Origin of the sequence: Curtobacterium sp. NPDC089689, from assembly GCF_044749145.1 — a bacterium.
Lineage (GTDB): Bacteria > Actinomycetota > Actinomycetes > Actinomycetales > Microbacteriaceae > Curtobacterium.
Map to the genome: position 1 here is coordinate 33,979 of NZ_JBIVHJ010000004.1, position 13,199 is coordinate 47,177.

Genomic DNA, 13,199 nt, shown 5'->3' on the forward strand with positions numbered 1-13,199 from the left:
GGGATGGAGATCCGACGTGTTCATCGGCGGGCCGGGATCGGTGGGATGGAGATCTCCTGGGTCGCGCCGCGGTCGACGCCGAGCACCGAGGCGACCGTGTTCGCCACCCGGTCCGGGTCGGAGAACAGCTGGAACGCGTGCACGCGCACGTAGTGCCACCCGAGCCGACGGAGCACCTCGGGCCGGAGCCGCAGCGACTCGCGCAGGGACCCCTTCACGAGCGACGCGTCGGTCTCGATCGTGACGCAGACCCCGCCGTGCGCCGCGACGAGCCCGAGCTTGCCGCGGTGTCCGAGCGCGACCGGGATGCCGCGCATCTCGAGTCGGCGGGCGAGGTCGACGAGCAGCGGGTCGGAGTCGTCCGGCACGTACTCGGCGCTCGTGCGGGCGCGGACCTCGGCGAGGATCTCCGCGAGCGCGACGGTGCCGTGGCCCATCCGCTCGGCCTCGATGTCGGACGGCTGGAAGCACGTGACGATGACCATCGAGCGGCGGGCACGGGTCATCGCGACCGCGAGCAGGCGCTCCCCGCCGGGCTTGCCGAGCGGACCGAAGTCGCGGAGGACCCGGCCGTGCGGCGTCCTCCCGTAGCCGATCGAGAAGATGACGCGGTCGCGGCTCTGGGCCACCGACTGCTCGAGCGTGGCGACGATGAACGGCTCGGCACGGTCGCCGATGACGAACTCGGTGAGGTCCTTGTGCCCCTGCGCCGCGGTGAGCACGGCCTGCTCGACGCGGACCGCGTGCTTGGCGGAGGCCGTGATGACCATGAGCGACTCGGTCGGACGGGTGCGGGCGTGCTCCATGACGAGCCGCACGACACGGTCCACCTCGGCGTCGACGCTCTCGACCGCTCCGGAGTCGGGGTCCGGCACGGCCTTGCCGGCGCTGACGTAGTCGAGTGCGATCGACCCGTGGCCGAGGAACGACCCGGCCCACGGCAGCGACTCGATCCGGCCGCCGTAGAAGCGTCGGTTGACGAGTTCCGCGAGGTCCTCGCCGCCGGCCCGGTACGAGCGGGTGAGCGAGAGCGTCGGGAGGAGCGTCGAGAGCTTCGCGAGCGCGGAGTCGGCGTGGAAGGCGTCGAGCGTCTGCTCGTCGACCTGCAGCGCCCGGTGGTCGGGGTCGACGGCGATGCGGTACGGTGACGGCGTCTGCGTCACCGGGTCGCCGAAGACGACGGTCTGGCGGGCACGGCGGACGGCACCGACGGTCTCCGCGATCGTGACGGCACCGGCGTCGACGAGGATCACCGTGTCGAACGGCATCGTGTCCGCGATCTCGGACACCTCGTACGGGCTCGCGAGCCACACTGGCGCGATCGACCGGGACAGGTGCGGTGCGGAGTCCTGCAGCAGACGCGAGGTGATCGCGCCCTCCTTGAGCTGCGTCTTCAGCGCCGTGGCCTCGTCCGGCCAGTCGACGAGCCCGACCTTCCAGTTCTCGGCGAGCTGCCACGCGAGGCCCTGGGACACCCCGGCCGCGTGCGCGTCGTCGACGAGCCGGAAGTCGGCCTCGACCCGGTCGAGCATGTCGGTGTTCGCCCCGAGGAGCGCCCGGTCGGACTCGAGCATCGACTCGAGGGCGGACTGCCACCACGCGAGTTCGAGCTCCGCGGGGACCTGCGTGTCCGGGACGTGCCGGTTCGCGAGGTCGGTGATGAGCGGCTCGAGCTGCAGGTCGCGCAGGGTCTGCATGAGCTCCGTGCGCTCCTGCAGGTTGTGCAGGACGTCGGAGTCCTCGGCGAGCCGGGCGATCGTCGGGACGAGCTGGTCGACGGGCAGGTTCGCGAGCTGGTCCTCGCGTGCGGTGCGACCGAGCGGCTCGTCGAGGCGCGCGAGGTCCTCGACGACGTTCGAGAACAGCACCTGGACGTCCGCGATGCCCGTGGGCACCTCGGGGTTCACGCCGGCGGCGACGTACCGCTGCCAGAGCACACGCTGCTGCTGCACGCGGGTGAGTGCCTCGTGCAGGTCGGACACGTGCACGCCGGGGCGGACGTACTCGCGGGCGAGCTTCTTCAGTCGACGGCGGTTCGTCGACGACATCGGTGCGCCCTCGCCGCGAGGGGCGGTCGCGGCCACGAGCTCGGACACCGAACGGTCGAAGACGACGGGCAGGAAGCGGTCGAGCGTGTCACGGATCTCGGTGAGCAGGCGGAGGTAGATCCCGAGCTCGTTGATCGTCGTGAACTGCCGCATGTGGGTGGTCGCGACGAGGTCGTGCGCGCGGCGGAGCAGCGTGGGCAGCCCGTCGGCGTCGAGGTCCTTCGCGGTCTTGTGCGCCCGCTGCGCCCCGTCGCTCGAGGAGAACTTCGCGCCGTACCAGGGCGAGTCGTCGGGGCCGTAGCGGAACTCGCCGAGGTTGGCCGCGCTGACCATGGTCTCGGCGACCCGGGAGCGTCCCTCGACCATGGACGCGACCGACGACTGCGAGAGCCGTGCGGTCGTCGACGGCGGGACGGGCAGCAGCGAGAGCCGGGAGAGCTCGACGAGGCAGTCGAGCACGGAGACGCCGAACGACGGGTCCACGCGCGTCAGTGCACCGCGGTAGTCGATGAGCACCTTCCGGAGCCGGACGAGCGCGTCGTCGACCTCGCGGAGGTTCGGGCGCTTCGCCTTCTCGTTGCGGGCGATCGCGCGCACGACGTCGCGGCGGAGCGTCGACGGCGTGACCGCGACCCCGGGCAGGTGCACCTCGCCGAAGCGGGCGGCGATGCCACGGAGGGTCGCACGCCGGGGGCTCACCACGAGGACGCGCTTGTTCGCCGCGACGAGACCGCCGAGGGCGTTGACGATCGTCTGCGTGCCGCCGGTCCCCGGGAGGGTCTTCACCACGATCGAGTTGCCGGCCGTGATCTGCGCGATCACGTTCTCCTGCTCGTCGTCCGCGTCGAGGAGCAGCGTGTCGGTCTCCGGGCTGCGCTCGTCGGACGGCGTCTGCTCGACGGGCCGGTAGGACTGCTCGACCTGCCACTTCGCGCTCGGGTTGCCGGCGAGGGCGTCGAGCACGGGGTGCGAGAGGTCGCCGGTGTCCTCGACCATGCCGGTCGCGACCTCGGCGAACGTCGACACGACGAGGCGTGCGTGCACCGCGAAGCCGGGGATGTGCGCGGTGAGCCCGCGGAGCCGGTCGATGACCGGGTTCGGGGTGAAGGATCCGTCCTGCTGCGCGAGCGCGACGAACGACTGCGCGTCGAGGATGACGCCGTACTGCTCGTGCAGGGCGTCGGCGAGCCCCGGGTTGAGCACCGGCTCGCCGAGCAGGCGCACCTCGAAGTCGCGGCCGTGGCGTCGGATCGCGAGCGGACGCAGCAGCACCGGCCCGCGGAAGTGGTCGTCGCCGTGCTTCCAATCGGCCATCCCGATGCCGAGCTTGACCGCGTCGATGCCGCGCACCGTCGCGAGTTCGGTGCCCTTCGCCTCGACGTGCGCCGCGGCGATGCGGGCCGCACGGAGCGCGACCTCGTCGCGGATGAGGCTCGACAGCAGCGTCGTCTTGCCGGTGATGAACTGTGCGAGGCCGCCGGGGTGCGTCGTCGAGAGCTCGATGCGGGCACGCGGGTGGTCGGAGAAGCGGGTCAGCGGGCTCGTGCCACCGACACCGGTGAGCTGCTTCCGCCACGCGTCCCACGCGGGCTCCGCCGCGTTGCCGGCCTGGAGGCGCGGGTCGCCCAGGCTGATCGCCTGCGGACTCGTCAGCTGCAGCTCCGGCCGCAGGGTTCGGTCCGTCTCGTCGGTCGCGTCCGGACCACGGTCGGGCGCGCTCGACGGTCGCTGTCCGACCGGGGCCTGCGACCCGGTCGCGCCCGTCGTCTCGTCCTGTTCCTGCTGTCCGTTCCGGGGGCGCGCGTCGGCACCCTCGACGGGGACGTCGTCGTTCACGTCGTCCTCACCGTCGGTCACCCTGTCCGCTCGCCACACATCGGACACTGTAGGCGGAACCGGACCCGTGCTCCTGCAATGAACCGGAGGTTTCCGGATTCGTCGCCCGTGACACGCGGCCTGGAGGTCACGGTGTGGTACCAACGTGGACATGGCCATCGACGACCGAACCGCTCCGCCCACCCCGACCCCGTCCCGTCGACGGGCGGTGGCGCCGGACATCTCGCGGTCGTGGCTCCTCGTCTCCGGCAACCACGCCGACCGCTTCGACCGGGCGCAGCGATCCCGCGCCGACCAGATCATCCTCGACATCGAGGACGCCGTCGACCCCGCCGCCAAGCCCGCCGCCCGCTCGACCGTGGCCGCCTGGCTGGCCGGGGGCGGCGAGGCCTGGGTCCGGATCAACGACGTCACCACCGACTTCTGGGCCGACGACGTCGAGGAACTCCGCGGGCTCCCCGGGCTGCAGGGCGTCATGCTCGCGAAGACGGAGTCGCCCGCGCAGGTCACCGACACGTGGCACCGGCTCGGCGGCCAGATCCCGGTGGTCGCGCTCGTCGAGTCGGCGCTCGGCATCGAGGAGGCGACGTCGATCGCCCGGGCGCAGGGCGCGTTCCGCCTGGCGTTCGGGTCCGGCGACTACCGACGGGACACCGGGACGAGCGCCGACACGCTCGCGATGGCGTACCCGCGGTCGCGGCTCGTCGTGGCGTCGCGCGTCGGCGGGCTCCCGGGGCCGATCGACGGCCCCACGGTGGGTTCGGCGCACGCCATCCTCCGCGAGCAGTCGCAGATCGCGGTGTCGCTCGGGCTCACCGGCAAGCTCTGCCTCGACACCGAGCAGCTGCCCGTCATCAACGAGGTGATCTCGCCGACGCCGACCGACGTCGCGTGGGCGCAGGACTTCCTCGACGACTTCGAGGCCCGCGGCCGCGTCATCCGCGACGGCTCGGACCTGCCGCGCCTCGGCCGGGCGCAGAAGATCCAGAAGCTCGCCCAGGCGTTCGGCGTGGAGGCACGGTAGGACTGGTGCCATGACCTGGTCGAACGTGCCCGGCGGGCAGCCCACCCCCTCCTCCGGCGACGAGCAGCGTGCCGCGGCGTGGGAGCGCGGCGGCACGACGCTGTTCCCGGCCGGACGGGTCGCGGACCGGGTGACGACGATCCTGCTCCTCGCGTTCGGCGCGGTGATGACCGTCGTCACGGCGGTCGTCGGCGTCGTCGCGCTGATCTCGGCGACCGCGACCTGCGACGCCGCCACGGGCTGCTCCCCCGGCGGGTACCTCGGCGGCACCGCGATCGCGGTCGGCGGGGCGTTCGTCATCGGCGTCGTGACCGTCGTCGTGGCGATCGGGGCATGGCTGCGCCGCCGGACCTCCTGGTGGATCGCGGCCGTGGGCTTCGTCCTCGCGGTGGCGTGCATCACGTGGGGCGGCGTCGTGTTCGCGCAGGCCGCCGACCACGGCACGGCGTCGTCGTCGGTCGGGACTGCCTGACGGACCGGACCCGGCACGCCGGAGCCGCTCCGGGCCTCCCGGCGGTCGTCCGCGGGACGGGCGTACCGTCCGCTGCATGGTGACCACACGGCGGACCACGGTGGCGGTGGTGGGAGGCGGCCCGGCCGGCGTCGTCCTCGGGTTGCTGCTGGCTCGGGCGGGCATCGCCGTCGAGGTCGTCGAGCGGCACGACGACTTCAACCGCGACTTCCGCGGCGACACCGTGCACGCCTCGACGATCCGGCTCCTCGACGAGCTGGGTCTCGGCGAGGCGTTCCGGTCCCTGCCGCAGTCGCGTCTCGACGACTTCTCGCTGCCGATGCCCGACGGCTCCCGGCTGCTGCTCGGCGACTTCTCGCGGCTCGCGCCGCCGTACGACCACGTCGCGATGGTGCCGCAGTGGGACCTCCTCGACATGCTCGTCACCGCTGCCCGCGCAGAGCCGTCCTCCACCATCACGATGGGGACGGCCGCGACCGGGGTGATCGTGGAGAACGGGGTCGTCACGGGCGTGCACCTCGCTCCCCGCAGCGGCGCCGGCGAGCGCACCGAGCTGCGGGCGGACGTGGTGGTGGCGTGCGACGGCCGCGGCTCGACGGTCCGCGACGCCGCCGGGTTCCGACCGGTGTCGTCGTCCGTGCCGTTCGACACGTGGTGGTTCCGGCTCCCGCGGCGCGACGGCGACACGGCGAGCGCCCTCGTGCCGGCGTTCTCCGAGCGGGACGTCCTGCTCTCGTTCCCCCGCCCGGACTACCACCAGGTCGCGTACTTCGCGCCGAAGGGGTCGGACGCGCGGCTCCGCGCCGAGGGCGTCGAGGCGTTCCGTGCCCGGGTCGCGCGTCTGCGGCCGGACTTCGCGGACCGGGTCGGGGCGATCGGCTCGATGGACGAGGTGCACGTGCTCGACGTCCGGATGGACCGGCTGCGGCGCTGGTGGCGGTCGGGGCTGCTCTGCATCGGCGACGCCGCGCACGCGATGTCCCCGGCGGGCGGGGTCGGCATCAACCTCGCCGTGCAGGACGCCGTGGCCGCGGCGACCGTGCTCGCTCCGGCGCTCCGGGTGGGCCGCTCCGGGGCAGGTCTGGACCGGGACCTCGCACGGGTGCAGCGTCGTCGGGCACCGTCCGCGGTGGTCGTGCAGGCGGCGCAGTCGGTGCTGCACCGGGTCGTGTTCGAGCGGGCGTTCGCGGGACGGCTCGGGGACGGGCCGCCGCTGCTGCCCGTGCTCCTCGCCCGGTACGTCCCGCCGGTGCGCGGGCTCTACGCACGCGGGGTGGCGTTCGGGCCGCTGCCGGAGCACGCACCGGCGTGGGCGCGGCGGTAGCCGAGGCGCGGCGGTGCCGGACGGGCGCGCGGCCGGCAGGCACGCGTGCCGTGGAGGGCGTGGGACCGGACGGGAGGCCCGTGGCGGGGCCGCCCCGCGCCTCCCGTCCGGTCCTGGTCGCGCTGGGCGCGACGCGGGCCGCGCGGAGCATGCTGGGCCGATGAAGCAACGAGTCATCGGAGACGTGTCCGTCAGCGCGATCGGTCTCGGCGGCATGCCGATGTCCATCGAGGGCCGACCGGACGAACGGCGCTCGGTCGCCACCATCCACGCCGCACTCGAGGCCGGGGTCACCCTCATCGACACCGCCGACGCGTACCACCTCGCCGCCCACGACGAGGTCGGGCACAACGAGTCACTCATCGCCAAGGCCGTCCGGGAGTTCTCCGGCGCCACCGACGAGGTCCTCATCGCGACGAAGGGCGGCCACCTCCGTCCGGAGCCCGGCCCGTGGGCGCAGAACGGGCACCCGGAGTACCTCAAGGAGGCGGCGAAGGCGTCCGCGAAGCGGCTCGGTGTCGAGGCGATCGGGCTCTACCAGTTCCACCGGCCGGACCCCGCGGTGCCCTACGCCGAGTCGATCGGGGCCCTCGCGGAACTGCTCGACGAGGGTGTGATCCGGATGGCGGGCATCTCGAACGCCGACCCGGAGCAGATCCGCACGGCGAACGAGGTCCTCGACGGGCGGCTGGCCTCGGTGCAGAACCAGTACTCGCCGCGGTTCCGATCGAGCGAGCCGGAACTCGAGCTCTGCGACGAGCTCGGCATCGCGTTCCTGCCGTGGAGCCCGCTCGGCGGCATCACGAACGCGGCCGACCTCGGCACCGCGTACGAGGACTTCGCGTACGTCGCCCGTGACCGCGGGGTGACGCCGCAGGTCGTGGCGCTGGCATGGGAGCTGGCGAAGAGCGACGTCGTCGTCCCGATCCCCGGGGCGTCCCGGCCGCAGTCGATCCTCGACTCGGTCACGGCCGTGTCGGTGAAGCTGCGCCCCGAGGAGGTGGCGCGGCTCGACGCGTCGCAGGCCGCCGCCTGACACCCTCCGACGCGATGCGCCCGCGCTCCTCACCGGGAGCGCGGGCGCATCGCGTGTGCGGTCGTCCGCTCAGGACGGGCAGTCCGCCGACAGGTCCTTCAGCGTGGCCTGCACCTTCTCCTGCGCGGCGACGGCCTCGGACGAGGTCTGCGACCCCGAGTCCTGGACCGTCTTCACGTAGTCCTTCGCGGCCGAGCTGAAGGCTTCGAAGTCCTGCTTGACCTCGTCGTTGGTCACCTTCGGCACGACGGCGTCGAGGCGCGAGGTGAGCCCCTCCACGACCTTTGCTCGGTCCTCGGCGCTGGTCGCCCCGGCCGCGGCCGACGACTGGGACGCGATGTACGACTGCAGCTCGTTCTCGACGAGGGTGCAGGCCTCCTGCTTCGTCTGCGCGGGCGCCGCCTGGGTCGGCTTCGTGCTCGCCGCGCTGGACGACTCCGCACCCGATCCGGCGTCGCCGCCGCCCGAGTCGCCGCCGCCCGAGCAGCCGGCGAGGAGCGTGGCGGCGAGGACCGCCGTGGTGATGGTCAGGTACTGCTTGCGCATGGTGGTGCGTCCCCCTTCGATCGCCGCACGCCCCCGTGGGTGCGGCCGCGTCCGAGCGTACCGATCCCACGATGTGCGGTGCCGCGTCGCGAACCGCTCCGGCTCAGACGGACCGCAGCGGTGCAGCAGCGGCGAGCAGTCCGGTGACGAGCGCGTCGATCGCGCCGTCGGCACGGTGGACGTCCTCGTTCCCGACTTCGCGCGCCGCGCGGAGGCCGGCGGGCGTCATCAACGACGACCAACGGGTCAACCGAGCTTCGAGCCCGACCGATCGGTGGTAGTCGTGGTACTTGAACGACGGAGACCCTGCGGCCGCGGCGCCGAGCGACACGAGCGTCGCCGGCGTCCGGAGCGCGTGCGAGAGGATCACACCGTGCATCCCCGCGCTCAGGACGTGCTCGGCGGCGCCGATCTCGCGGAGCATCTCGTCGGGAGTGAGGGTCGGGGGGAGGACCCGGACCCCTGTCGACCGGAGCGCACTGATCGCCGACCGGTCCGTTCGGCGAGCGTGCGAGGTGAAGTGCGTGATCAGGACCGTTCCGGATCGTCGGTCCTGCGGTCGTCCCGGTCGCAGGATCCGCGCGATGAGACCTGGGTCCCCCATCGGCGTCGATGCGTCCAGCCCGAGCGCGCTGCGGGCGAGCGGACCGCGGATCGCGAGGACGCGGTCACGGAACGTGCTGGCAGCTTCGACGTCGACGTCCGGTGTGTGCAGGCCCGTGCCCCAGATCATGCCTCGTCCGTTCCTGCTGAGGTACGGCACCATCGCGCTGCCGATGGCGACGACGTCCTCGCGACCGAGGGGCGCCCACCGCACAGGGCGGCCGAGCACCTCACGGAGGACCAGGGCCGAGAGTTCGTCGCCGTGGTTCGTGAGCGCCCGTCCTCGCGCGAGGCCGAGACGGACCCACGCGTCGCCGTGGTCGCGTACCTCGTGCGCGAAGACTCGCGGATCGCGGCGGGGTGACCACCAGAACGCGTGAACGGGTCGGGGCACGGTGCCCTCCTCTCGATCTGTGGAATGAAAATATCACATGACAAGAGTTCGGCACAGCGGAGACGGCCCGCGTACCGTCGAGGACATGCGAGCGATCAGCCACGACGACGGCACCCTGACCCTGCGCGACCTCCCGGACCCCGAGCCCGGTCCGGGCGAGGTGCTCGTCGAGGTCGCGGCGGCCGGTGTGAACAACGCCGACCGGCAGCAGGTCGCGGGGAACTACCCGCCGCCACCCGGGGCCTCCCCCGTGCTCGGGCTCGAGGTCTCGGGCACCGTCCGGTCGCTCGGCCCCGACGTCACCGGGTGGTCGGTCGGCGACCGCGTGTGCGCCCTGCTCGCCGGCGGCGGGTACGCGTCGCTCGTGGCCGTCCCGGCGACGCAGCTGCTGCCGGTGCCGGACGCGCTCGACCTCGTGTCCGCTGCCGCGCTCCCCGAGGCCGCCTGCACGGTGTACTCGAACGTGGGGATGCTCGCCGGACTCCGGCCGGGGCAGACCCTCCTCGTGCACGGGGGCACCGGCGGCATGGGCTCGCACGCCGTCGTCTGGGCGAAGGCCCTCGGTGCGACGGTGATCGCGACGAGCGGGGGTGACCGGAAGGTGCGGGCGTCCCGGGAGCTCGGCGCGGACCTCGCGATCGACCACCAGTCCGAGGACTTCGTCGCGGCCGTCCTCGACTTCACCGACGGCCGCGGCGTGGACGTCGTGCTCGACGTGGTCGGGGCGGACTACCTGGCGAAGAACCTCCGGGTGCTCGCCCCGAACGGACACATCGCGGTGATCTCGACGACGAGCGGCCCCAGGGGCGAACTCGACCTCGGCGCGATGATGGTGAAGCGCGCCACGATCAGCGCCACGACGCTGCGCGCCAGACCGCTCGACGAGAAGGCCGCGATCGTCGCCGCAGTCCGCGAGCACGTCTGGCCGTTCGTCGAGGACGGGAGCGTCCGCCCGGTGGTGGACTCGGTGCTGCCACTCGCCGAGGCCGGTGAGGCGCACCGACGGATGGCCGACGGCGAGCTCGTCGGGAAGGTCCTGCTGACGCCGTAGCGCGCGGTCGCGCGAGCGGCGCGGCCGGCCGCTGGCCGCGCCGCCGGCCGTGCCGCCCCGCCGGCCGCGCCGCCCCGCCGGCCGCGCCGCCCCGCCGGCCGCGCCGCACAACCAAAGTCGTCTCGAACCGTGGATTCCCGTGGTTCGAGACGGCTTCGGTTGTGCGCGGACCGTCGACGCCGCACCACGCCGCGAGCCGCGAGCCGCGGCGCGGCGCGCGTCAGGCGTGGACGCGGGCCAGGAACTCGACGAGCGCCGGGTGCTCCGGGTGGTCGAGCACGTCGGCCGGGGCTCCCTGCTCGACGACCTCGCCGCGGTGCAGGAACACGATCCGGTCCGCGACCTTCCGCGCGAAGGACATCTCGTGCGTGGTCATCAGGATCGTCGAGCCCTGCCGCTTCAGCTCGGTGACGAGGTCGAGCACCTCGCCCACGAGCATCGGGTCGAGGGCGCTCGTGACCTCGTCGAGCAGGAGCAGTTCGGGGTCGGACGCGATGGCCCGCACGATGGCGACGCGCTGCTGCTGCCCGCCGGACAGCCGGTCCGGGTAGGCACTGGCGAAGTCCGCCAGGCCGATCCGATCGAGCAGCCGCCGCGCCGTCTCCTCCGCCGTCGCCTTGCCGATGCCGTGCACCTGCCGCGAGGCGAGTGTCACGTTTTCGAGCACGCTCATGTGCGGGAACAGGTTGAACTGCTGGAACACGACGCCGATCCGCGCACGGGTGGCGTCGACGTCGATCCGGGGGTCCGCGATGTCGGTGCCCTGGAGCAGGACCTCACCGTCGTCGATGCCCTCGAGCAGGTTCACGGTCTTGAGCAGCGTCGACTTCCCGGAGCCGGACGCGCCGATGACGCAGATGACCTCGTGGCGGTGCACGGTGAGGTCGATGCCGCGCAGCACCTCGTGCTCGCCGAACGCCTTGCGGAGGCCGCGCAGCTCGAGGACGGGGGCCGACGTCGGCGGCTCGCGCCGTGCCTCTCCCCGCCGGCTCGGCCGATCTGCCGCTGGCGAGTCAGCTCGGAACCGGCGGCGTGGGCCCTGACCGTCGACCGGACGGGAGGCACGACCCGCGTCCGCCTCGTTGGTCGCGTTCACACCGTGCCCCCGATCTGCTCGCGCTGCTGCTGCCGCCTGGCGATCGCGTCGGTGACGCGGATCAACGGCAGGCTGATCACCACGAACAGCAGACCGGCGACGAAGTACGGCGTGAAGTTGTAGCTCTCCGCCTGCGCGATCTGGGCCGAACGCACCGCGTCGACGGCGCCGAGGATCGAGACCAGGCCGACGTCCTTCTGCATCGAAACGAAGTCGTTCATGAGCGCCGGGGTGACCTTGCGGATCGCCTGCGGCAGCACGACGAGCCGCAGGGTCTTCGCGTGCGACAGGCCGAGCGACCGGGCGGCGAGGCGCTGCGACGGGTGCACTGCCTCCATGCCGGCGCGGAGGACCTCGGCGATGTACGACGAGTACGTCAGGACGATGGCGATCGTGCCCCAGAACTCGGCGGGGAGTCGGGGGAAGACGCCGAGGCCGGGGATCCCGTAGCCGACGAGGTAGAGCACGATGATGAGCGGCAGGCCACGGAACAGGTCGGTGTACCCGGTCGCGAGCATCCGCAGCGGGAAGAACACCGGGCTGCGGAGGCCCCGGACGACGGCGAGGAGCGTGCCGAACACGGCGACGCCGATGGCACTGAAGAACAGGATCCGGACGTTCAACCACAGGCCGGCGAGGATCGCGGGGAACGAGTCGACGGCGGTCTGCGGGTCGAAGAACGACTGCTGGACGGCGGCCCACCCGGGGGTGTTCACGACGCCGAAGTACACGACGGCGACGACCACGAGCGTCGACACCACCGACACCGCGATCGACCGGCGTCCGCGCTGCCGACGGTAGAGCCGACGCTCCAGCTCCACCTGGCTCGGCGCGGGTGCGGCGACCGGGGTGCCGGTGCCTGCGGGGACGGACACGCGCGCTACTTCAGGACGGGCGTGCCGGTCTCCGAGGAGAGCCACTTCGTCTGCAGGTCCTGCAGCGTGCCGTCGTCCTGCAGCGCGGCGAGCGCCTTGTCGACCTTGCTCGTGAGCTCGGAACCCTTGGGCAGCACGAAACCGAACTGGTCCCCGGCGCCGTCGTCGGGGAACTGTGCCGACACGGTGCCCTTGCCGTCGAGCTGCGCGCCGGCCATGTAGAACGCGGTCGGCAGGTCGGTGACGATGGCGTCGATCTGGCCGGACTTCAGCGCGAGGACCGCGTCGTCGTTCGAGTTGAACACCTGCGGCGTGACGCCGAGGACGTCCTTCACGCGCTGGATGCTCGTGGATCCGGTGGCGACGCCGATCGCGTCCTGCTTGAGCGCGCTGATCGTGGCGTCGCCCGCGGCCTTGGAGGACTTCGTCGTCACGACGGCCTGGGTCGTCGTGTAGTACGCGGTGGACATGTCGACGGCCTTCTTGCGCTTGGCGTCGATCGAGAACTGCTGGATGTTGAGGTCCCAGTCCTTCGGGCCCGGAGCGATCGCGCTGTCGAAGGTGCTGCGCTTCCAGACGACGTCGGACTTCGCGTAGCCCATCTCCTCCGCGACGGCGTACGCCACAGCGGCCTCGAAGCCCTTGCCGGACGCCGGCTTGTTGTCCTCGACCCACGGCGAGTAGGCGGGCTGGCCCGTCGCGATCGTGAGCTTGCCGTCCGTGACGGTCCCGGCGGCGTTGCTGCTCCCGGCCGAGCACGCGGTCAGGGCCAGGGCGGCGACGGCGGCCGTCGCGACGGCGAGGGTGAGGCGGAGGGAACGGGTCACGGGCGGGCCTTCGCTCGAGGGGTGGGGGCGATGCGATCGTACGCGGAACTGGTACACCAGCGCGAGC

Annotated in this window: 10 protein-coding genes and 1 pseudogene; 5 read left to right on the forward strand and 6 right to left on the reverse strand. The window is 72.6% G+C overall.

Features of this window, described 5'->3' with window-relative positions:
* Positions 1-20 precede the first annotated feature (20 nt).
* The gene (locus ACIPYW_RS14995; RefSeq protein WP_400415248.1) at positions 21-3,719 is read right to left on the reverse strand and encodes an AAA family ATPase; all 3,699 of its coding nucleotides are present in this window, start codon (positions 3,717-3,719) and stop codon (positions 21-23) included.
* Positions 3,720-4,035: 316 nt separating this feature from the next.
* On the opposite strand from ACIPYW_RS14995, the gene ACIPYW_RS15000 reads away from it, so the two are divergent.
* The 4 genes and pseudogenes from ACIPYW_RS15000 (at position 4,036) to ACIPYW_RS15015 (ending at position 7,740) form a co-directional block, all read left to right on the forward strand.
* Positions 4,036-4,908, forward strand: a complete 873-nt coding sequence (locus ACIPYW_RS15000) for an HpcH/HpaI aldolase/citrate lyase family protein (RefSeq protein WP_400414900.1) — start codon at positions 4,036-4,038, stop codon at positions 4,906-4,908.
* Position 4,909: 1 nt separating this feature from the next.
* Positions 4,910-5,380: pseudogene (locus ACIPYW_RS15005) on the forward strand (DUF6264 family protein); the annotation flags it as partial.
* Between the two features lie 76 nt (positions 5,381-5,456).
* Positions 5,457-6,704 (forward strand): FAD-dependent oxidoreductase, encoded by a 1,248-nt coding sequence (locus tag ACIPYW_RS15010; protein ID WP_400414901.1) that lies wholly within the window; start codon positions 5,457-5,459, stop codon positions 6,702-6,704.
* A gap of 160 nt (positions 6,705-6,864) precedes the next feature.
* The gene (locus tag ACIPYW_RS15015) at positions 6,865-7,740 is read left to right on the forward strand and encodes an aldo/keto reductase (protein ID WP_400414903.1); all 876 of its coding nucleotides are present in this window, start codon (positions 6,865-6,867) and stop codon (positions 7,738-7,740) included.
* A gap of 69 nt (positions 7,741-7,809) precedes the next feature.
* Here the strand turns inward: ACIPYW_RS15015 and ACIPYW_RS15020 are convergent, their stop codons facing one another.
* Complete coding sequence (locus tag ACIPYW_RS15020) at positions 7,810-8,286, reverse strand: hypothetical protein (RefSeq protein ID WP_400414905.1); 477 nt, start codon at positions 8,284-8,286, stop codon at positions 7,810-7,812.
* 103 nt (positions 8,287-8,389) lie between these two features.
* Complete coding sequence (locus tag ACIPYW_RS15025) at positions 8,390-9,283, reverse strand: polysaccharide pyruvyl transferase family protein (protein ID WP_400414907.1); 894 nt, start codon at positions 9,281-9,283, stop codon at positions 8,390-8,392.
* 85 nt (positions 9,284-9,368) lie between these two features.
* Between ACIPYW_RS15025 and ACIPYW_RS15030 the strand changes: the two genes are divergently transcribed.
* Entirely contained in the window at positions 9,369-10,334 is a 966-nt protein-coding gene (locus tag ACIPYW_RS15030) for an NAD(P)H-quinone oxidoreductase (RefSeq protein ID WP_400414910.1), read from the forward strand.
* Positions 10,335-10,554: 220 nt separating this feature from the next.
* Here the strand turns inward: ACIPYW_RS15030 and ACIPYW_RS15035 are convergent, their stop codons facing one another.
* The 3 genes from ACIPYW_RS15035 to ACIPYW_RS15045 all read right to left on the reverse strand — a co-directional run bounded on the left by ACIPYW_RS15035 (position 10,555) and on the right by ACIPYW_RS15045 (position 13,132).
* Complete coding sequence (locus ACIPYW_RS15035; RefSeq protein ID WP_400415250.1) at positions 10,555-11,271, reverse strand: amino acid ABC transporter ATP-binding protein; 717 nt, start codon at positions 11,269-11,271, stop codon at positions 10,555-10,557.
* 155 nt (positions 11,272-11,426) lie between these two features.
* Complete coding sequence (locus tag ACIPYW_RS15040; RefSeq protein WP_400414912.1) at positions 11,427-12,305, reverse strand: amino acid ABC transporter permease; 879 nt, start codon at positions 12,303-12,305, stop codon at positions 11,427-11,429.
* Between the two features lie 5 nt (positions 12,306-12,310).
* Positions 12,311-13,132: an ABC transporter substrate-binding protein gene (locus ACIPYW_RS15045; protein ID WP_400414915.1), complete on the reverse strand. Its 822-nt coding sequence runs from the start codon at positions 13,130-13,132 to the stop codon at positions 12,311-12,313.
* Between the last annotated feature and the right edge of the window lie 67 nt (positions 13,133-13,199).